Source organism: Desulfosarcina variabilis str. Montpellier (assembly GCF_048565275.1).
GTDB classification, from domain to species: domain Bacteria; phylum Desulfobacterota; class Desulfobacteria; order Desulfobacterales; family Desulfosarcinaceae; genus Desulfosarcina; species Desulfosarcina variabilis.
Genome location: NZ_CP159846.1, coordinates 344,910 through 365,971 on the forward strand (window position 1 = coordinate 344,910; position 21,062 = coordinate 365,971).

General features: G+C 45.5%; 18 protein-coding genes and 2 pseudogenes. 10 read left to right on the forward strand and 10 right to left on the reverse strand.

Translation table 11 applies throughout. From position 1 onward, the window contains the following. Positions 1-173: 173 nt before the first annotated feature. The gene (locus Dvar_RS01580; RefSeq protein WP_419659975.1) at positions 174-809 is read right to left on the reverse strand and encodes a hypothetical protein; all 636 of its coding nucleotides are present in this window, start codon (positions 807-809) and stop codon (positions 174-176) included. A gap of 218 nt (positions 810-1,027) precedes the next feature. Here Dvar_RS01580 and Dvar_RS01585 point away from each other — a divergent pair, with 218 nt between their 5' ends. Further along, positions 1,028-1,561 (forward strand): hypothetical protein, encoded by a 534-nt coding sequence (locus Dvar_RS01585; RefSeq protein ID WP_419659976.1) that lies wholly within the window; start codon positions 1,028-1,030, stop codon positions 1,559-1,561. 54 nt (positions 1,562-1,615) lie between these two features. Here the strand turns inward: Dvar_RS01585 and dinB are convergent, their stop codons facing one another. Beyond that, a complete protein-coding gene (gene dinB / locus Dvar_RS01590) occupies positions 1,616-2,713 on the reverse strand; it encodes a DNA polymerase IV (RefSeq protein ID WP_419659977.1) in 1,098 nt (365 codons plus the stop codon). A 548-nt stretch (positions 2,714-3,261) separates the two neighbouring features. Between dinB and Dvar_RS01595 the strand changes: the two genes are divergently transcribed. From Dvar_RS01595 to Dvar_RS01610, 4 genes and pseudogenes are all read left to right on the forward strand, one after another. Next, entirely contained in the window at positions 3,262-3,675 is a 414-nt protein-coding gene (locus tag Dvar_RS01595; RefSeq protein ID WP_419659978.1) for an ester cyclase, read from the forward strand. Positions 3,676-3,999: 324 nt separating this feature from the next. After that, positions 4,000-4,407, forward strand: a pseudogene (locus Dvar_RS01600) (DUF4186 domain-containing protein). A gap of 248 nt (positions 4,408-4,655) precedes the next feature. Next, positions 4,656-5,690: an HD domain-containing phosphohydrolase gene (locus tag Dvar_RS01605; protein ID WP_419659979.1), complete on the forward strand. Its 1,035-nt coding sequence runs from the start codon at positions 4,656-4,658 to the stop codon at positions 5,688-5,690. A 253-nt stretch (positions 5,691-5,943) separates the two neighbouring features. Next, complete coding sequence (locus Dvar_RS01610) at positions 5,944-6,138, forward strand: hypothetical protein (protein ID WP_419659980.1); 195 nt, start codon at positions 5,944-5,946, stop codon at positions 6,136-6,138. Between the two features lie 347 nt (positions 6,139-6,485). On the opposite strand, the gene Dvar_RS01615 is transcribed toward Dvar_RS01610, so the two are convergent. Then, a complete protein-coding gene (locus Dvar_RS01615; RefSeq protein ID WP_419659981.1) occupies positions 6,486-7,244 on the reverse strand; it encodes a substrate-binding periplasmic protein in 759 nt (252 codons plus the stop codon). A gap of 1,202 nt (positions 7,245-8,446) precedes the next feature. Here Dvar_RS01615 and Dvar_RS01620 point away from each other — a divergent pair. Continuing rightward, the gene (locus tag Dvar_RS01620; protein ID WP_419659982.1) at positions 8,447-9,211 is read left to right on the forward strand and encodes a substrate-binding periplasmic protein; all 765 of its coding nucleotides are present in this window, start codon (positions 8,447-8,449) and stop codon (positions 9,209-9,211) included. 77 nt (positions 9,212-9,288) lie between these two features. Here the strand turns inward: Dvar_RS01620 and Dvar_RS01625 are convergent, their stop codons facing one another. Then, positions 9,289-10,077: a substrate-binding periplasmic protein gene (locus Dvar_RS01625; RefSeq protein ID WP_419659983.1), complete on the reverse strand. Its 789-nt coding sequence runs from the start codon at positions 10,075-10,077 to the stop codon at positions 9,289-9,291. Between the two features lie 448 nt (positions 10,078-10,525). Next, positions 10,526-11,353: an LEA type 2 family protein gene (locus tag Dvar_RS01630; RefSeq protein WP_419659984.1), complete on the reverse strand. Its 828-nt coding sequence runs from the start codon at positions 11,351-11,353 to the stop codon at positions 10,526-10,528. Positions 11,354-11,729: 376 nt separating this feature from the next. Here Dvar_RS01630 and Dvar_RS01635 point away from each other — a divergent pair, with 376 nt between their 5' ends. Beyond that, positions 11,730-12,266 (forward strand): NlpC/P60 family protein, encoded by a 537-nt coding sequence (locus tag Dvar_RS01635; protein WP_419659985.1) that lies wholly within the window; start codon positions 11,730-11,732, stop codon positions 12,264-12,266. A 23-nt stretch (positions 12,267-12,289) separates the two neighbouring features. Here Dvar_RS01635 and Dvar_RS01640 read toward each other — a convergent pair whose 3' ends face one another. The 4 genes from Dvar_RS01640 to Dvar_RS01655 form a co-directional block, all read right to left on the reverse strand. Continuing rightward, a complete protein-coding gene (locus Dvar_RS01640) occupies positions 12,290-13,372 on the reverse strand; it encodes a hypothetical protein (RefSeq protein WP_419659986.1) in 1,083 nt (360 codons plus the stop codon). A 73-nt stretch (positions 13,373-13,445) separates the two neighbouring features. Further along, positions 13,446-14,915, reverse strand: a complete 1,470-nt coding sequence (locus Dvar_RS01645; RefSeq protein WP_419659987.1) for a DUF1254 domain-containing protein — start codon at positions 14,913-14,915, stop codon at positions 13,446-13,448. Between the two features lie 173 nt (positions 14,916-15,088). Next, on the reverse strand, positions 15,089-16,189 hold the full coding sequence (locus Dvar_RS01650) for a hypothetical protein (RefSeq protein ID WP_419659988.1): 1,101 nt from the start codon (positions 16,187-16,189) through the stop codon (positions 15,089-15,091). A gap of 49 nt (positions 16,190-16,238) precedes the next feature. After that, positions 16,239-16,472 carry a hypothetical protein gene (locus tag Dvar_RS01655; RefSeq protein WP_419659989.1) on the reverse strand — a complete coding sequence of 78 codons (234 nt, stop codon included), beginning with the start codon at positions 16,470-16,472 and terminating at the stop codon, positions 16,239-16,241. Positions 16,473-16,766: 294 nt separating this feature from the next. On the opposite strand from Dvar_RS01655, the gene Dvar_RS01660 reads away from it, so the two are divergent. The 3 genes and pseudogenes from Dvar_RS01660 to Dvar_RS01670 form a co-directional block, all read left to right on the forward strand. Then, positions 16,767-18,116 (forward strand): hypothetical protein, encoded by a 1,350-nt coding sequence (locus Dvar_RS01660; RefSeq protein WP_419659990.1) that lies wholly within the window; start codon positions 16,767-16,769, stop codon positions 18,114-18,116. 926 nt (positions 18,117-19,042) lie between these two features. Next, positions 19,043-19,297, forward strand: coding sequence for a C40 family peptidase (locus Dvar_RS01665; RefSeq protein ID WP_419659991.1), 255 nt, complete (start codon positions 19,043-19,045; stop codon positions 19,295-19,297). Then, positions 19,282-19,404 (forward strand): annotated as a pseudogene (locus Dvar_RS01670) (NlpC/P60 family protein); the annotation flags it as partial. The gene Dvar_RS01665 and the pseudogene Dvar_RS01670, both read left to right, overlap by 16 nt. Positions 19,405-19,446: 42 nt before the next feature. Here the strand turns inward: Dvar_RS01670 and Dvar_RS01675 are convergent. Then, positions 19,447-20,934, reverse strand: a complete 1,488-nt coding sequence (locus Dvar_RS01675; protein WP_419659992.1) for a diguanylate cyclase — start codon at positions 20,932-20,934, stop codon at positions 19,447-19,449. Positions 20,935-21,062 lie beyond the last annotated feature (128 nt).

The window sequence follows — 21,062 nt, forward strand, 5'->3', positions numbered from 1 at the left end:
ATTTTAAACATTCCATTTTAAATTCTAATTCAGAAAAATTTTGATCAATTTGATTTAATTAAAGATATAATAAATGGTTTGTCTGAATAAATTTTAAGGGCCAGTGGATCAAGGTATGTGTGTTTTTAGCGGCCAATAATTGATCTGACAGAATCAACTTTGCGCCATACAAGTTATGGATATTTCCCTTTTAATGCGTCAGCCAAGCAATCGCAAAATTTATATCCAAGAGCCGTTGGATAACCAAGTTGCTCATTTCCAGGTTTTCTAAGTCTAGATGATAATTCAATGTGATATGCCAACCACCTTGGATCAGTAATCGTTAACGTCTTTGTTGCTTTAAAATATATGTCAGAAAACCGACCGCATACAGATATATCGAATAGATCTGGGTTTCTTTTGGTTATTCGATTGACTATTGCGGCCAATTCTTCTGAATAAACTGATTGTTCCGCTGACCCGCAGGAAATCTCAACATCATATTTTGATCTGACTTTACCGTGTCCATGTATCTCAACAAGAATATTTGGATTCCATTCAATTATTTGCTTTGAATAATCACTATCCAAATGCTTATTTACATCAATTGTTGAATTACAAGCGATTATACTACAACTGTCCAGCCTCTCTGCAAGATGTCGTCCAATAATTCCAGTATTTTCGTCAGAATCACTATGTTCAGGACATGGTAGAGTTGGGGTTCCTGCAGGAGCATGGTGCGGTACACCAATTACAAGATCCAACCTTTTCCGCTTCTCTGCAATTAGCAATGACCGTTCAGTAGATTCTAATTTTTTTAAAACATCCATAGTGTTATCACACCATAACTGATTAATTTCTTGACAGAATTTTGATTTGCGGATTCCATTCCAAAAAGTCCCTTCCTTTTCTTTCCAATCATACCGAATTACATGGGTGTAAAACAATGAACAAGATGGAACTTGACCAGCTTCAACTCTGGGAAGGAACTGAGGGAAAGGGTTGATCAGTTGATAATATTTACCTTGATGACAATCATTTACATAAAATGGTTAAGAAACAGAAAAGAAAGCCAGGTTTGAAGCAATCTATTGCTGCGGCCGCATACAAAAAGGGTATGGATCTTTATTTCGCAAAAGGTGATCCAGATACCGCACTTAAATATCTCATGAAAGCCGCAAAAAATGGATATGCCAAAGCATATGGAGAAATTGGGATAATCCTTAATCGGGAAAAAAATAGACCAGATGAAGCAGAGGAATGGTTCATTAAAGCTGAAAGGTCTGATTCCCTTTTTCCAGCAGCACGATATGAATATGGAATGTTGCATTATCTGGAAAAAGACGACTGGGAAACAGGGCTGAAATATTTACTTGAATCTGCCCACCAGGGATATGAACTGGCCTACGGCGATATCGGAAGCATCATTTATATGTATAGAGAAAATATTGATGAAGCTTGTTGTCTTGATGCTCCACAGGCACATGACTATGGAATGCTGTTAATTGAGGAGAGAGGCGAAATAGAAAGAGGTAAGAAATATTTAAAAATGGCTGAAGAAGGCGGGTTCAATATGCGCTAATTTTTTGCCGGGTTTCAATGCTCCATCAAGGGTAATTACCCTTTGTGAACCGCCTTATCCTTCAATACCAAAAGGTAAAGGCAATTGCACCCAACCATCGGTATTCTTTTGAACCCCCAGAAAATTAGAAACAGATATCCCCAGCAACCGCACTTTCTTGTCTCCAGCTTCTGTATTGGCCAGCAAAATTTTTAAATTTTCCATGATCAATTTCAAGTCGCTAATTGGCTCTGGAAAAGTGACACTCCGGGTGACCGATTGGAAATCATAGTATTTCAATTTTAACGTCAAGGTCAGGCCCTGGCGATCCTCACGGCGCAACCCTTCAATAACTTTCCTGGCTATTTCGCCGAGGATGTCCAACATCTGATTCGTATCATCAATATCGGTGTTGAGCGTGGTTTCCTTTCCGTAAGATTTTCGCTCGCGATTGGGTTGCACTGGCCGGCTATCCCTTCCGTGAGCAATGTTGTAGTAGTAGCTTCCGGTTTTGCCAAAATAGTGAATCAGATTCTCCAAACTAACCTTTTTTAGATCTGCACCGTTTTTGATTCCAAGATTAAGCATGCGCTCTTCGGTGACTTTGCCTACTCCGAAAAATTTGCGAATGGGGAGTTGATCAATAAAGAACGGTGCTTGGCCCGGGGTGATGACAGTGATACCGTTGGGTTTGTTGACATCCGAAGCCACCTTGGCCAGAAATTTATTGAACGAAACACCAGCCGAAGCAGTCAGGCCTTCTGTTTTTTTAAAAATCTCACGTCTGATTTGTTGCGCAATCTGTGTGGCCGAGGAAATTCCTTTATTGTTGATAGTGACATCCAGGAAGGCTTCATCCAAAGATAGCGGTTCCACAAGATCGGTATAATCCAAAAAGATTTCCCTGATCAGAAGAGAAACAGCCTTGTACACATCAAACCTGGGACGAATGAAAGCAGCATGGGGACAGCGTTTATAGGCTGTGGCACAGGGCATTGCCGAATGGATACCAAATTTGCGTGCCTCATAGGAACAGGCGGCTACGACACCCCTGCTCTGCGGATCACCACCGACAATAACCGGCTTGCCCTTTAGCTCATGGTTGTCCCGTTGCTCAACAGATGCGTAAAAGGCGTCCATGTCGATGTGAATTATCTTTCGAATATCGTGCATACAGTTGAAATACTTATACTAAGGACGAGAGCGGTTCAAAACATTTTTTATATGTAGCCAGAACATAAATTCACAAATTAATTGAACCTCGCAGCACTTGGATGGAGCGTATCTTTATCAAAGGCTGCTAGTGGATATGAATTGTAATTAATATGAATAAAATATAATTTCATGATACTCTCATGATTCATTTCATCGATTGATAACAGCTCCTATCGAAAACCGTTTATTAAATTCTCGATAATATCAAGACTTTAATTAATTCTGAGTGATTGCCTTTTCGCCTGGAAAGTAAAATAGACGTCAATATATCCACCCAATATGGGATGTAAAATAGACACTTCCCGTGAAATATGAAAACCTGTCAAAATGGCTGAATATGCTTTAATGTATAGTAATTATGTGGTATTTTGCATGATTTGAGTGGAATTTGAATGTTGTGGAGTTTTCTACGGCTCGACTAAACGACAAAAATCGGGACGTAAAATAGACGTCTATAGAATAATAATGTTATGTCGCTATGAATCTGCTCACTAAAGGAGAAAAGTATGCAACCAGAAGTCTTAATTCGTACCTTCATTGATGAAGCATTCAACAAGGGGAATCTTTCGATACTCGAGGATGTCATTCATACTGAGTACCAATATTTGAGTCCTGACAACAGCCAACTAAAAGGTATAGGTCAATTGACAGAATTTATTCAGGCGTTCCGCAAAGCCTTTCCTGATCTTAACCTTCAGATAGATGATCTGTTTGCGTCAAATGACCGCTCGTGTACTGCCTTTACACTTAGAGGCACTCACGAGGACGATTTCATGGGGATTCCGGCAACTAAAAAGTCAGTGGAAGTCCGAGGAATGGTAATGAGCCGATTTAAAGAAAACAAGATCTTTGAGGATTGGGAGATTCTCGATAACTTGAGCTTTTTTCAACAGCTTGGGGTTGTTCCTGAACTCTCCTAACGCATTATCTAACCGTTAGAAAAGAGAAATAACAATCCGCTGCGGCCGACCCGGGGGGCTATCGGTGTTGATTGTCAAATTGTTTGGAATCGTATCTTCTCTTTAAATTGAACACCCTTTTTTAGTATAGCCTGAATATACGAGGCTATAAAGGTCAAGCACACGTGTGCTCCGCTTCACTTCGCAACCTTCACAGCCTCGTATATTCAGGCTGTCACGGAAGTACAGGGTATTTGCCGTTTCAGCAACCCACTGAAAACGTGCGATTATCATTAGCTATATTGCCAACGGTACGAATTCCCCAGGACAAAAAAAAGCACCAATATGTTCGACCGAATCAACACCGCACTCAAGAAATCCAAATTCCGCTCCCGCTTCAAATTAACGGATAAGGATTGCCAATACATCCACACCAAAGGCACAGACACCATCCGCTCCCACGCCGTTGATTTCATCACGACCAGATAAGCAATCGCACCGGCGTTCCCGAAAAATGATGGGAAACAGACGCCGATGAAATGGCATCCGCTATTTATCGCACAGCATGCGATCGCTATCTGCTGCCGGGGATGTCTTTGGAAATGGAACCGGATTGAAAAAGGACGGCCGCTGACTGAGGATGAGGTTCGGATTGTGGTGGAGTTGGTGATGGGGTGGATTGACGAGCAAACTCGAAAGCTACATTCAAATAACCGCCTGCCTTCCTTAAAAAAGTATCCAGCGTCTCAATAACCACGCCTGTGACTGTATTGCCGTTATCGCGTGCATATTTTTAACACGCTCTACCAAGCGAGAAGGTAATTGGATAGTTTTCTGTTGAGTACTATTTTCGCAATTGACAACCTCAAAATGGTCGGTCTAAGGCCTATGTATCGTAGTTTAAATTGTATTTATTGCATAAAAATCTTTGAAATATAATGACAGTACCTGTAAGATTCATCCAACTGAAAAAATTCATACCAGCGATTTGACATAATTTAATGATTGACACTCCAAACTTGCACCCTGCCAAATCCCAGTTAGACCATTTGGACTGGTCGCGAATTTTAGACGCAGTAACAGATGGACTGATCATTACCGATCGGCACTTCAAAGTGCTATTTGTCAATCGCGCTTTTTTGTCTTTATCGGGTTTAGATGCATCCAAACTAATCGGGCAAAAATGCCACGATGTCTTTTCAAGTGAACTTTGCTTCACCCCCAACTGCCCGTTGACGAAACTAACGTCAATAAGCGGGCAATTGATATTCGATGATGAACCCTACTGCAAAAATGGCAATTATGAGCCATGGGTTGTAACCATAACTGCCTATCCAGACGCAAACGGGGACATAGCTGGGTATGTTGAACGTTTCACGGACGCCAGCGCGTTCCGGCGAGTGAAGCAGGCATTGAGTCGAAGCCATGATCGTCTGCGCAGGAACATGGGCGCAATCATCCAGGCAATATCAACCACTATTGAGAAACGCGATCCTTATACAGCCGGCCACCAGCGACGGGTAACCAAACTGTGTCGTGCCATTGCTACCCAAATGGGCTTCAGTTGGGAACGCATTCAGGGCCTGCGCATGGCTGCCGCCATTCACGATTTGGGCAAGATCCACGTTCCGTCCGCCATTTTAAATAAACCCGGACCGATTTCAAAACACGAGTTGGCCATCATCCAGATGCACCCGCGAACCGCCTACGACATCCTTAAGGATATTCAGTTCCCCTGGCCGTTAGCCGAAACTATTTACCAACACCACGAGCGACTCGACGGCAGCGGATACCCTCGTCAGTTGAAAGGGGACCAAATTTTGCTGGAAGCGCGGATATTGGCGGTGGCAGACGTGGTGGAGTCCATGGCTTCCTTTCGCCCGTACCGACCTGAATTAGGGCTTGAGGCCGCGCTCGCTGAGATAGAATCAAATAAAGGAGTGTTGTATGACGCGTCGGTAGTCGAAGTTTGCACGTCGTTAATCATCCGGCAAGGGTTTGATTTCGAAACTAAGTCTTGGCAGCGCTACACCTGATTTGAGAGGGAAGCTTTGGGACCGAAGTAGGCTATTTCTAAAACAGGTGGCTCAAATCCAAAAAAGAATCCGCTCTCCTATACAGTGACAGACTAAGGTACATGTTTTTATCATTTTGAATCTGGTCCCTTACTGGTCCCTCATTTTTAAATAATCGTTGTATAGAGACTATGCTGCCCGGCACTCCGAATCAGCAGAGTTCCGGGCTCCAATCCAGGTTTTCCTGCCCCCCCCACCGTGCCATCCCGAGGGGTTGAGGACGGAGATCAATGCCTATCTGAAACGGGCAGCAAAATACCGGAAGGAACTTAAAGAAAAGGACCTGATGAGCTTTGAAATTGACGAGCTGGTCTATAATTTCGTATCACCGGCGGACATACCGAGCAGGGATGCACCGGATCCGGTTGTCTATGAGCAGATCATGGATTGGGCGAAGGAGGTATCATAACTCAAATGACAACCCTTCGCCTGGCAAATTCTTGTAGATAGACAAGGTTCTTTGCCGGAGTTTGCCCAATTTTATTTCTGGCTTCCACCAGCGCCGCTCGTCATTTAGCTTAAAAGGGTTCTAACTCCCGGCAAAGGCAAATAAGATCGTTGAGATAGCCAGATGAAATATGGCCGTAGGTCAAACTTGAGAGTTGGTATTGTTATCAAAGGTTTTGGAATGCCTAAAATATAAAGACAAGTTGGAGATATCTGTATCACCCGACCTACCGATTTGACTGAGGCTACTTAATCATGGGGAATTCGAAACATAATAGAAAATTTATAAAGAGACTGAATCTGTTCGAATTATTGTTGGGTAGCCTCATACCCGTATTTTTTCAAGATTTGATGATATTGCCTGTTTTTTTTCATATCGTCGAGGCCTTTCCGCCATGAAGTGACTATTTCATCGGGCACACTCAAGGACCCGGCAATGTACATTTCGACATCAATATCCTTAAATGCGATTTTTACTTTGTCCGACTTGATACCTTCTGATTGAAGGGTGTGATTAAGGATTAATTCAGGTACGTACCAAGCATCAATTCTGTTTGCATACACCAGTTTAAAAGCATTCTGTTTCTCTAAATTGACTAACTGCAATCTTTTAAAACCCAATTCTTTTAAACGATATGCAGTTGGAGTGCTATAAACGGCACCAATCGAAAGATCCCTGAAATCTTCAATGCTGTTGAAATTTCTTTTTTCATTGCTATTAACTCCAAACACAAATTTATCAATCATTATTGGACCAACCCATTTGAACTGTTTCTCTCGGTAAGGCTGTCTAGTATAAGGAAATAGAAAAACATTCTTATTTTTGGCGTTATATAGCGCTCGTTTCCAAGGCAGGGTTACTATTTGGTCAGAAGAACCAGTCAGGTTTGAAAGTTGTTTTACGATATCAATAGCTATTCCGGAAAACTCGCCACTTCTAATTATCGTGTAAGGGGGGAATTCGTTGGTAACTAAAAGCAAATCTTGAGGTACCTTGCAACAACCTTCTCTTGCATTGAAGCAAATAATGATCAAAAGGAATGTAATAATTTTTATCCTGAATCCCATCCTTCCCCCCTATTAATAATTGGAATCCGGTTGTGATTGTGTTTATTCAAATAAGATATTGTAGACATGAAGAAATGGTGAAATTTATACAAAAATATTTATTTAAATTAAAATGAACTGTTTTTAACGGAAAGACCAGTAATGTTAATCATGATATTCAAAATTTACTTATGATTTTAGTAAGTTGATATGTCTCAAGCCAGTCTGATCGATTTTTTTGCAACGTATTTAATGTTAAGATTTTAAAAAATAATGGCTTCAATCCCAAGTAACATGAAATTTCATGGCCACATTATTTAAAAAGGGGACAATTCCAACAGATAGTCCATTCACATTTTGTTGTTTTCAACCGGTTAATAAAAATATGTTTAACTGAGTCAGACTGTCTCGGTCGTTTGGTCTCCGTCAAGTGGAGGAAAAGTTCCTTGGCTCTTTTGCCAACAATTAGAAAAATAGCATTCGCCATTAAAAAGGTAGTAACCGTTTGTTACCATATGACCGTCATCATTCTGATAACATAAACGTTTATCGCATGTCTTGCACACTAATTCATCAATCTCTACTCTATCCATAACTTTTAAAATAGACATCACTAAACAGAGCGTTCAAGACTTATCCTCTAAGATCGTCCGCAGACATGGGCAAGATAAATGAAGGAGGAGGCGACGAATCCTAAAAACTAAGGCTTTAGGCTCAATTTCAGGTCTAAACCCCCTATTGGGGTGAGCGAATATAGTGGTTTAATATTTGAATAGCAATGGTTTAAAAGCTTCAACGATGGTAGTTGATTGGTAGGTATGTATTCATTTCTGAAAATGCGTTGCTAATGATGAAAGGCCAAATAACAGATTGCTGGGATTTATCACACCAATGGCATAGCTTGTGATTTATACAGTTAGTAGTAATAATTCAGAATTACAGAAAATTTGAGATTTTCAATCGCTACATCCACCGGTCTGCCCTATCATCTTTTCAAGTTACGAATTTACAGGGATTACGTTGTTTAATGTGAAAGGCGAAATTCCAGATACATAGATTAATCACACGAATCGCCAGACCTGCAATTTGTACAGGGTATTTGTCGTCTGGTGGCGCTCAAAAAACATGTGTTTTTATTTACTTATAAATTCGTGAGTTTTTTACGATAGCCAGGGCAAACCTGTCGTTTTGAGCTATCCTTATCCTTATGGGTTTGCTATACATTGTTAATGAAGCTCTTGACTGTATGCGCCATCACCCTCTGCTTATGCCTTCACTCTGGCATAATCTTTTCCGCGGATGTGCAGAACACGTTCGTCATCGGCGTATGGCATATAGCTGAAAACAAATATGATATGCCAGAAATAGAGGCCATTCTCGTCGAGGCCTACAGGCGTATCGGCGCAACCGTCACTTTCAAATGCCTACCCCCTAAGCGTGACCTTGTTTGGGCTAACAATGATGAGATCGACGCCTGCGCCATACGTGCAAAGGTGGTCTTACGGAATTACCCCAACCTTGTAGAAGTCCCGGTTCCGTTGTTACATTACAGCCTATGCGCCTTCACCGCCAATCCGGGCATTACCATACACAACGGCAACGACCTTCGAGGGCATAGTGTCGGTGTTACAATTGGCAAAATCTCTGATGAAGTCCTGCTCCAGCGGTATGGAGTGAACTACCAGACCTTCGTTTCCCCGATCTCTGCTGTCCCGTTACTACTCAATGGACGCTTAGATGTGTTCGTACATGATTGCCTGTCGTGTAAATCTTACTTGCAACAGCTGCAATTAGAGAATATTGCCTCCCACCCCCTTTACACTGGCTACGCTTACCATATCATCAATCGTAAGCACGAGAACATCATCCCCAAACTTTCTGATGCCTTCACCAGTATGATTCAAGACGGTACAATGAAGCGCTTGGCTGGCCGACTCGTGGAGTACCTTCCAGACCGGACCTTAAGCCCAAGGCTTGGGCAATCATAACATTAGGGTAGCGTGGAACCCGCCTTCGGCAATGGTGTCCGCAGCTCGAAATTCCCATTAGTCAGGTTCGATTGGCTTTAGTAGTAACTCTCTTCTATTTTTTGAATTACTCCTTCCTTTTTCATCTCACGAATTGTTTCATCAAATAGTGGTATAATTTTTAAGTATGCAGATTTTTTTCCTATATGCAGCAAAAAATGTTGAGTGGGAATAGGTATATTGATGGGAATTTCAACAATCGCATCTTTTGCATCAGCACGCTTGATAACATACCTTCCAACATGAGCTAACTCTGGCCATATCGCTCCCCTTCCTGCAATAAGAAAAAAAGGAATGTTGTATCTATTATTCAACCATTCGACTTTCATGCCTTTCAATTTTTCTTCCCAAAGTCCATTACCGCGATTTGAGATAAATCGAAATCCATCTAATTCTTCAAACGATTGAGCATGACGTAATTGGTTAACTTTTTGAAAGTCCTTAACCACAAAAAAGCTTAACGATATTGTGATGATAGGCTCAGAGTTGGTCATGGTGTAAGTTTTGCGTTTTTCTGAGGCCACCGTTATAAAAGCATCAGCTGTTCCATCTTGAACCATTTGTTGAGCCCTTACCCATGGAACGGCCATATAGCGAACTTTGAGCTTTAATCGTTTAATAAGAGCTTCATTAACAACGTCAATTATTATTCCCATGTTCTGTTTGTTTTCTATCCAGGAAAATGGAGGAAAGTGATCTGAATAAGAAAAGACTAATGGTTCACCTGCATAAAGAGGTGACGCCGACATTAAAATGAAAACAATAAAAAATATTTTTAGGTTTTCATTGAGGAATCGAGTCCATAATATGACAAGCTGCTTTTTCACCGTTTTCCTTTTATTTTGCGATTGAGTTCGTATTTTCTATGATAAGCACACATTTTCAGAGAGAGTCAACAATATTGACTGGTTGTCGTGTTAATTCGGTGTGCAAACCGTAGAAAAGAAATCCACAGAGAGATCCATAAGGAAACAAATCCAGATGGATTTACAGATATATTGGATTTCAATTTGAAAATCGAGATTCGGAGCTGTACGGATTTGTACAGGAAACTTTCCGTATGAAATGCGGGAAAAAGCTTGTATTTCCATATATCTACAAAATTGTCAGATTGTGTAGATTATTCGATTGTATCGTTGCCAACGGGTGACGGTGGATTTGATTACGAAACCCTTTTTTGTCATAAAATCAAATTGTGTTTTTTTTTGTATTCCTTTCCAGATCGTCGCCAACAGTTTTTCAATTCTGCTCTCGGCTGATATGACCCGCTTGCCTTTACTTCTGGATGGGCACCTTGCCTTTTTTTGAAAAAGCGACATCCTTTTGTCCGATATTGGGCACCTGGAACTGGAAATTACCGGATACTTCATACTCCGAAGACGCGTTGAGAAGCAATTGATAGGCGGCCTGTCCCAATTGCAAAAGGTTTAGATTCACAGGAAGCTCGATCACGGATTTGCCATTTTCCTTTATCGTCCCAACGGATATTGTCTTCCCGTTCGTCAGTTCACTATTCCCAAGTGTTACCTTGTAATCAAGACTGTCCATACCAACTTTAAAATCATTTTTATTTACCAGATCCAAAACCACGACCAGCGATGCCTTGGCAAAGGACAGGTCTTTGATGTCAATGCGGTTCAATGATACCTGGGGCAGTTTTGGAACCGGGATCGTTCCCTTCTTGTGAAATGGCACTTGCACACCGAATTTCCCCATACTTCCGGATAAATCATATGTAACCTCATCTTTTTTGAAAAATTCTGCAATGGAATTAAAAAAGTCCATATATTGAACATCAACCGGTATCTCGACGTTCGTCTTGCCATTGCCCGGGATGCTGATGGTTTTATCCAAATGGCCTTTTGCTATGTTTTTTTCATTGATCTTCACCTGATAATCAATTTGGTCCAATGATAGGCCAATGGGATTGGAATTTGATACTGCATAATCAAACACCAGTGTACTTTGAAAAAGCGAGGTGTCTTTCATGGTCAACCCTTGAAATTCAAGGGTCGGTTTTTTGATGATTTCCTGGAGACTGGCACACCCTCCCAGGAAAACCGATATAAATAGGACAATCATCATTACGACTGATTTGTTCATTGTGCCTCCGTTTATAGTAAATTATTCAGCATCTAACCCGAAGTGATTTAATTTCCAGGTGATAACCCTGCAAGCGCTTAAAAATAGAATAACTGTAAGGAGTCTCTTTATATGCCCTGCGAAAAGAGAATAAATATCAACATCTGAAATCTGAAACGTTGGAATTCTGTCACCAGCTAATTGCTTAAATATTTTTTACTTATTTTATCAAATATTTCTGGAACGTCTTATTTTCATATGTTTTTCGGCTGTTCCGAAAAAAAACAACGTGTGGGGGCAAAAATCACATTGTTTTCCGTCAATAGAATTATAGGCCGGTTTGCAGAAACGAAAAAAGATGGGTATCTGGCTGCAAACGAATTAGAAGGGGGCTATCATGCGGCGGACAACAACGCTTATCAAAATTTGGCTGCAAGGAAATACCTGTCCGTTCACCGCCTGGAAACACTGGTGGCTGTTTATTGGGTTTATAATCATGATGGTTTCTGGATGTGCCGGTAGATCTTTGATTCAAGAAAAATTAGATACAACCAATTATGATTTCGTATTAATGGAACAAAAGCTGAGAGCAGAGGTGGGAGTGTGGACGGGGACACCTCACCAAATGGGAGGAACGACTATGCAGGGCGTTGACTGCTCCGCTTTTGTTCAGCGGTTGTATCAGGATGTTTTTAACCAGCAGATTCCAAGAACAACATATCTTCAAGTGAAATCGGGACAATTTGTTGAAAAGGATCTACTCCGAACGGGAGACTTGGTCTTTTTTAAGTACCCGTTTAAGGGGCGACATGTTGGGATTTATTTAGATCAGGGAGAATTTGCCCATGCATCCACCAGTAAGGGGGTGACAATCTCAAGGCTTCAAAATAATTATTGGCGCCAGTTTTATTGGACGGCTCGCAGGTATTTGTAAACTCCATGATAAATACCGGAATACTATCCGGCCGGAATGGTTACTAATGGCAAACCTTCTTTTCCGCCGGTTTCTGTTAATGAAAAAAGGATCATTAAAAACGCGAAGGTCCGTTTGGATTGAAAATTGTTTTTTTCAATCCAGAACCAGTGGTCTTCGTATTTGACAGCGGTGAAAGCGTTTTCCGGTTTGTCAGGCCCGCACCGAACTCGAATGAGCTGTTTCAGCATTGTCTCTTCGCCAGCAGGTGTGGGTAACGAGGGAATCGTAAGGCCATTGGACACGTGTTCAGATGGTACATCGATCTGAGTTGCCAGATTGACCATGATCTGCAGAATCGAGCGGGTCAGCATGGCGATTTCGTTTTCGCCTTGCGCGATGAGCCCGTAAGTCACATTGACTTCTTGCCTATCCGGATCCAAACCCAGCAATTGATTGAGTTCCATGCGGGCTTTTGTGATTTCACTCGCGATATTTTCCCGGTGAAAAAACAGAACCGTGGTATTCTTGCTGTCTGTTTCTTTGACGATGCGCATACCCACTGCACCGGATTGCTGTATTTTGCGCAACAAGGTTACCACATCGTAATATTCCGGATCGCCCAGACGCTGATCGGATGCGGAGGCCTGCCGGCTGCGAAGCCCATTGATAGATTCCACGACGATGGGGAATATGACGTCAACCCGCCATCCTGATTGCATCAAAAACAAAACCGCGCTGGGTGGAATGGGGGTCATAAAATTTTCATTGAACTTGGCGCCGGTAATCGGGGCGTAGGTAATCGTGGGACGGTCGGTATATTTGCCGGCCGTACCCAAAGCAAGAAAATCACCCTGAACTGCCGCTTCGGAAGAAACGGTGCCGCCGAGAGTCACCGACCCCTCCAGGGTATAACCGCTCACCACAGATGCCACCTCCACGAAAAGCGGCATGTCGGCATACCGCAGCTTGACGATATTGAGCAGGGTTTGCGCCTTCCAGGAATCAGCAATTGCCGTGTTGTAATCGAATCGATCGCGCGGCACGGTTTGAGGCCCCAAATGCGTACATCCGACCAGAACCATCAGCAAGCACAATATGGAAAATATCACACGACCATTCATCATAACGTCCCTCCTTGAAAGACGTAAAACGACGAACCACCCCTTGCCGGCCGGAACCCGGTACAAGTATCTGCCGCTAATCCACCAACTCGGGATCGCTTGGCTTCCAAGTTTTGTCGTAAAACGGTTGCAGCGGACCGTAGAGGCGGAAAATGGTGTTCCACGCCTTGCCGGGAACGGTCTGAATCCAGTTATATTCCATCCCCTCGGGTGCCTTCGGGCCGAAATAGATGTCATAGGAACCATCAACATTCGCTTTCACCTTGCCGAGGCTGTCCACAGCCGGGAATCGCTGGTCCGTCTGCAGCATGGAGCGCGTTTGGTTGTCATAGAGGGTGAAGGACCAGAAGTCTTTGGCCGGCACGTTCGGTGGCAGGTGAATCTTGTAGGTCTTGCCGCCGTCCAGGGCATTGCCGTCCTTGTCGAGATAGGCGATCAGATACTGAGAGCCCACGCCGACATTCTTGATTGCCATAGCGGGGGTGATTCCGGTGGCGTAGAAATGCATGTAGATGCGGGAGTCGAGTAGCGTAGCACCATTCATGAGGAAATCGTAGCGCCCTTCGATGAACGGATTGGTCCAGACGCGCTCACCGGGATACTGGTAAAAACGATCATCCCGCGGACGGGCGGTGAGGGCCTGGGCGGTCACCGAGCCCACCTTGGTGGCCTCGGTGAGGATCTTCTTCATCCGCGCATCGGGCTTGAATGGCTTGCCCTTTTCGATGCCGATCGACGCCAGCAGACCGCGGATCTCGGGATCAATCCCGGTGGTCGGCTCGGTCTGAATGGTCTCGTTGACTTCCTCCCAGTAACCGAAATCCATGCGGTGAATGGTGTTGTGCTCGGTTCCCGAAACATTGATGAAATTCATCTTCGGCGGATTGTTCTTCTGCGACAGTGGATAGATGCGGAACAGCTTTTTCGTGGCCTCGACGGCAGGCTTGGTCGAGCCATTCACCTGAAAGCCACGCCACACGACCCAGTTGCCATAGGTCTGGGTCCTGGCCACATGGTAGCCTTCGGGCACCTCACCGTTGTATCCGGGCGGAACGAGAAGGAACCGGCCTCCTTTCCCTTTGTCGGGGCCGGCATTGCCGAAATCGGCCACATACTGGAACCAGGCGTCGTCAATGATACCAAGGACCTTGGGGGGCGTCTCGATCACCATTGGTTCCTGGCCGAGTTCGACCCAGGCAACCTGATAGATGGAGACGGTGTTGGGCGTCAGCCAGAGGGACTTGGAATCCATCAGATCCTCGAAGAGAAGCGCCGTCGTGTTGGCCGGACCGAAGGTGCGCAACCCTTTTTCCATCGCGGACATGGAGGCGACCGGCAATGTAGCGAGGAAGGCCTCGGTGGCCCGCCGCAGATCGAGATCGTCATAGATCTTCCGGGTGGTTTCCTTGTCGGGAACGCCGTCGAAGCTAGTCAGGGTGCCCAAATGCGTCTTGAGCTTGTCGGGCGTCGCGATTCCTTCCGGAATGGGGGTCGTCATTTTCATTTTCGGTGATTGGCCCGGTGAATTGGTTGCACCGATTGCCATCCCAACGATCAATATGGCTGTGATTCGAAATATTTTTTTGATCGTACTCCTCCTTTTTAATGGAAGATGAAAACGGCTGATAAATTTGAATCAAAATGACCGTGCAGGCAAGCCATGCCCGTATTGCATGCTGACTAAAAAAACATGGAAATCTAACCGGCGGGTTCATCAACTCATGGTTTCAACGCCTTGCGCAGGTTCTCAAAGATCGGACGGATATTTTTTTCGACTTCCCGGTAGCCAATGGTCTTGGCGATGGTTTTGCCGATGCTCATGTTCACCTTTTCGGTAAATGTCTGGTTTAGCAAGACCACCAGCGTGTTATCGCCGTGGGGCAGGCAGCCGATAACCACCTGCAGGTCGTTTAACGAATGGCTCAGGTAAAACCGCCTTTCCGTAATCAGCGCGTAGTCGGGCTGGATATCCAGAATCCAGTGTTTGAGTAGAAATAGGGGACGATCCGACTCCCTCTGCTTGGCCCAATAGAATCCATGCACATATCCGGCGTCGCTTTTTTCCGGGTAGTATCGCAAGCATTGATAATATCGGGGGTATCGTTTTTGCACGATCCGCATGGCCTCTGTTGCGGCAATCAACTCCGCCGACGGGGTAACCTGCTTGGACGGGCCAAACTGGTATGGGGCCAGACCGGCGGGACCCTTTTTCCGGTACGACAGATAACGGCCTTTCAGCACATCGCGCATGGCACTGGACATGGCGTCGATCGCGGCCTTGCCGTGTTTTTCTTTCCCTTTGAGTTTGTCGGCGCGTTTTCTGATCAGCGCGATTTCCTCGGTACTGAAGTTGAAGGCGTCATCCGGTTCTATCTCCATCAATCGCTCGACCTCTTCTTTTTCTCCGGGTTCAAACCCGACCTTGGTAAAAGCCTGGTCCAGTTCGGCAGGTTTCATTCCCTTAATCTCACCGACGGCAAGAATTCCAGGCCCGCTGTCGTCCGTGGATTGCCGGTTGAGTGTATCCACCGTTTTTTGCAGGGGGGCGGGGATCAACACTGCCATGATCATATTCAGCTCGTTGCTGCTTTCCGTTTCCTGACGGTTCAAAGCAACAATCTCGCCATTTTGGAGTTCCTCCACATGGGCCTTGAGGGCCGTGCTTTCAACCAGTTCCTTGGCGGTCAGGGGGGCAGACTGTGAATAAACGCTGGCTATTGGAGAAAACTGGACAACGATTATTGCCGCGGCGATCAACAGGAAGGTTCGCGGGGCTGTGCCAAGACATCTTTGATCATTAACTTTTCCTTTAATTTTCATTTTCGCTCCCCGTTCTGTTCTAAAGGTAATGGATTGCAAAACAGGATGACTATTTCTTCTGATTCAGCATTTGAATCAGTTCCTGCTCAAGCTCACCGACGAGTTCAGCATATTCATCTCGGCGGGTTGGGGCCTCATCGGCGCGGCTTTGGGTCCAAAATTGATGTGCCTTGTGATAGGTCAGATAATCGTCGTAAATATCCCTGAACGTGTCGTCGCCTTCATAGTACGTTTCGATATAAGCACGTAATGGGGACAGTTTGTCAGGAATTTTCAGGGCCATATGCAAGCACTCCACACAAAGATTGAAAGATTGATCGATGTGGTTGTGATCAGTGCTGACGCTATCCGACAGCGATCCTTGGATCGGCACAATCCTGCCGGGATGACACTTTGTCGAACTTATTTCGATATTGATTTATCCTGAATCCACAGTAACCGTCGCCGGTACCCGGGTAAACCAACGTTAGATTAGTTTAGGCCTACATTATATTGCCTAACTATTTGGAAGTGTAGTGTTTACATGTTTATGCGGTAAGCATCCGACGTTAACATCTTAACTCTTGAGTGAGCGATTATGAACGGTAACACCGTTTCAGATCCAAAAGCCATCCAGTCGCAACTCGATCGAATCATAGCCAGTCCTGAATTCAACGCAACATCACGCCAGAAAAAATTCCTCCGGTTTGTCGTCGAAAAAGTCCTCAACGGCCGAGCCGATGAAATCAAGGGATATACCGTTGCCACCGATGTTTTCGGCCGTAATAAGAATTTTGACCCCAAATCAGACCCCATCGTCAGCGTCGAAGCCAAACGGCTGCGCCGGGCCCTGGAGCGCTATTATCTGGTAGCCGGAACGCACGACATGGTGCGGATAGATATCCCGGTCGGAAGCTATGTGCCGACATTTTATCTGCAAAAGGTTACGAGCCCCGCATGTTCGCTGCCGGAAACCGAACAATATTCCACCGACGGTGTTGAATCATGGCCGACGGTGCTTATCAGACCGTTCAAAAATTTTTCTGAGGGCACAGGGCCTAACTTTATTGCCGAAGGATGCACCACCGAACTGGCCATCGAACTGTCCCGCTATCAGGACTTGCGGATTCTTATGAAGCCGCCGGGAGTGGGAGGAGACGCTGTCGCGGAGCCCGCTGCACGATTTCTGATTGACGGCAATGTCAGTTGTGGCCCAAATGATTTCAAACTGGCGGTCCAACTGTTCGACCAGAAAACACACCGACAGATCTGGGGCGATGTGTATCCGTGTGATATGAGCACTGACAGCTTGAGGGCCTTTCAACGCCGAGTTCCTCAACTCATTGCCGCCAAGATCGCTCAGGATCAGGGATTCATCACGCAAACACTCTCCCTTGAATCCCAAAGCAAGCCGCCGGCCGAAATGGCGACCTATGAAGCCATTTTAAAGTTTTACAAACACGATGTTACGTTTACCGCCGAGACGCTCGAAGCGGCGCTGGGCGCACTGGAAGCGGCGGTGGTCAAAGAACCTGAATGCCCGCAGGTTTGGACGTTTTTGGGACGATTATATGCTGAAAATTTCGCGATGGAAACGATTGATCGTCCAACTCCCATTAAAAAAGCCATCGAATATGCTGAAAAAGGGGTTCAACTGGACTCCCAGAATCAGAGGGCGCGGACTATTTTGGCGATGGCGTATTTACTTACCGATCAACTGCCGGAAGGCCTTATAGAGGCTCAAAAAGCCATTGCGTTAAACCCGACTTCACTGATTTTTATGGATGTTATCGGTCACGTGCTTGCCCTTTTAGGCGAATGGGATGCGGGTACGGAATTGGTTCGCAAAGCGATTAAGCTCAATCCGTATCATCGTCCCTATGTCTATCATGTGCTTTGTGCGGACTGGCTCCGGAAAGATATGAGAAAGCCTATCTGGAAACACTGAACTTCAGGGCGCCGTCGATTTTCTGGGAACCGTTGCTGCGCGCTTCGACACTGGGACTTTTGGGAAGGGTAGAGGACGCGGATCGATTTGTTCAACTCCTTTTTTCGCTCAAGCCTGATTTTCCATCCCGTGGCCGCGCATTGATCAAATTCTGGGCAAAACCGGAAGAATTGGTTGCGCGCATCATTCGCGGTTTGAAAAAAGCAGGCATGGATTTAGGGTAACATTCCGATCTCGGCAGGCCGCTCATGCAGTTCGCCATCCGCCGGCGGACCGGACCAGCCCGTATACGCAAATCCGGCTTCGGGCCCCTCCGGTAAAATTCATCAGATGGGGTTTCAAATCCGAACCGTGCCCGGTAGCGCTATTGTCTTTTACTTCTAATATCCTCAGCGATTGTGCCCGAAAGTTCTATAAATCTTGAAAATTGGGTCTATTGAGCCTGGGGATAGAGTACGGCGTGGTTTTTCTCCATCCGTTTACGATCAGCCCGAAGATTTGCTTTGTGGGCGTGTCGTTTACGCTTTTTTATCATTTTCTTCTATACGTTTTTGACGACATGGGGAACTCCTTTGCGAAGTGGGATGTCCTGAATGGAAATCGGTTTGATTGCCGCCGTTTTCGGGTTACTCTGTTTTAAAAAAAATATTATTTTCCAATTATTAGCACGGTGCCATGTCGAAAACAAACACGGGCGATGGTAGATTAATGGTAGCCTTGTACCCCTGCAGGATCAAACATTGCTAAGCGACATCAGGCGGACAGCAAAGCTTATCAACATTTGGCTGCAAGGAAATACCTATTCGTTCACAGCCTGAAAACATTGGTGGCTGTTTATTGGGTTTACAATCGTGATGGTTTTCGGATGTGCCGGTAGATCCTTAATTCAGGGAAAATTAGATCCAACCCATTATGATTTCGTATTAATGGAAAAAAAGCTGAGAGCAGAGGTGGGAATCTGGAAGGGGACACCTCACCAAATGGGAGGGGCGACAATGCAGGGCGTTGACTGCTCCGCTTTTGTTCAGCAGTTGTATCAGGATGTGTTTAATCAGCGGATCCCAAGAACAACCTATCTTCAAGTACGATCGGGGCAATCCGTTGAAAAGGATCTACTCCGTGCGGGGGACTTGGTTTTTTTTAATACCCGTCCAAGGGGCGACATGTTGGGATTTATTTAGACCAGGGAGAATTTGCCCATGCATCCACCAGTAAGGGCGTGACAATCTCAAGTCTTGAAAATAATTATTGGCGCCAGTTCTATTGGACGGCTCGCAGGTATTTGTAAACTCCAAAATGCATATAACATAGGAATTGCTATAAGGCGATATCAGAATCTGATCGTATCCTTGCCGGCTCGTTTTGCCTCGCGGGTTTTACTGCTCGCGCGCTGGATAAAATCGATCATCCCATTATCCATATTCAATTGCGCCAGGCCGATGCTCACCGTCAGCGTCAACCGTCGGCCGTCGTAGGCGGTGACTTCGCCAGCCTTGATGTGCCGGCGGATCCGTTCGGCCACAATCGTCGCTTCTTCAAGCGGGGTTACCGGCATGACCACACAGAACTCCTCACCCCCGTAGCGTGCCGTCCAGTCGACGGATCTCACCGACTCGTTCATTACGCCTACCACATACCTGAGGGCCTCGTCCCCGGTTGGATACCCATACTGGCGGTTGACTTCGCCAAAGTTATCCACATCAAGGAATAATAAACTCAGCGGGCGCCCATCCTTCTTGGCGTTATCGATTTCACGGTTGATGCGCCGTTCAAAATAGCGATGATTGAACAGGCCGGTCAAACCATCCCGGTTAGCCTCTTCACGGTAGTACTCAGCCAGGCGCCGGCCCCGGATGGTCAGATATTCAACCAGGCGGTCTGCGGTAACGCGAATGCGATTCTCGAAATCGCGGATGATCTGATCATCGTGCTGGCCTTCCGATGTTGTGTTCGCGTCATCGATAACCGAGCCGACTACCGTGTCACGCCCGGCTCTTTTTGCCTGATACAGATTCGCATCCGCCTGCTCGATGGCCTTTCTGAAGTCGGTATTTCCAAATGTTGTCGCCACGCCGAAACTGGCTGTAATCTGCAGATCGGATGACACCGGTTTGTCCGCCGAAGAAAGGTCGATGGTCTTGATTTCTTTCCTTAAAAAATTGCAGAAATCCAGTGCCTCCTTGTGATCCGCCTTGAGCAGGATCAAAAACTCCTCTCCGCCCCAGCGACTGCAATAGATCCGCTCACCGGTATGGCGGTTAAGCATTTCGCCGATGCCCGCCAACATCTGATCGCCGAGGGTATGCCCCATTTCGTCATTGAATTTCTTGAAGTGATCCAGATCCAGAAGGATCGTTGTCAGGGGGTGGGTGACATCGGCGCCGCTCAGCCATTGATCAAAGATGGGTGAAGCGTTTTTCCTGAGTGGCAGGCCCGTCATCGGATCGGTCGATCCCATGGCCGTTGGCAGATTACAGGTCCCCAGCTGTTTTTTCTTTATCAGCCGTTCTAAATGATAGACGGCCGCTGATGGGAAATCATCTATATAGCAGATCTCATCGAACTCGTCGGCCTGCTGCAATACCACCATCATTTCTTCTTGAGTGCCGACAACGATCAAGGATGGCAGGTGGCTGGAACGATAGGTCTTCATCAGGTGATCGATATCGCTGAACGCACGCACATCCATCACCCGGATGTCCGGTTGGTCCCGAACCACTTCCAGTGGGCGGTCGATACTTGCATGCTTGCATACAGCATCGATGTCCAGTGGGCTTTCCCAGTGCACACGCAGGGATTGATGGGGGGAAACGGTCATCGTCACCTTCCTTTGGATTTCGTTGAGTGTTTCCCTTTTTTATAGTGACATCAGGCGGCTTTAGGCAATCATTTTATTGTTCGAAAAGAGGGCGCCGCATGAGCCAATGGTTGCCAGAATGGCTCAAG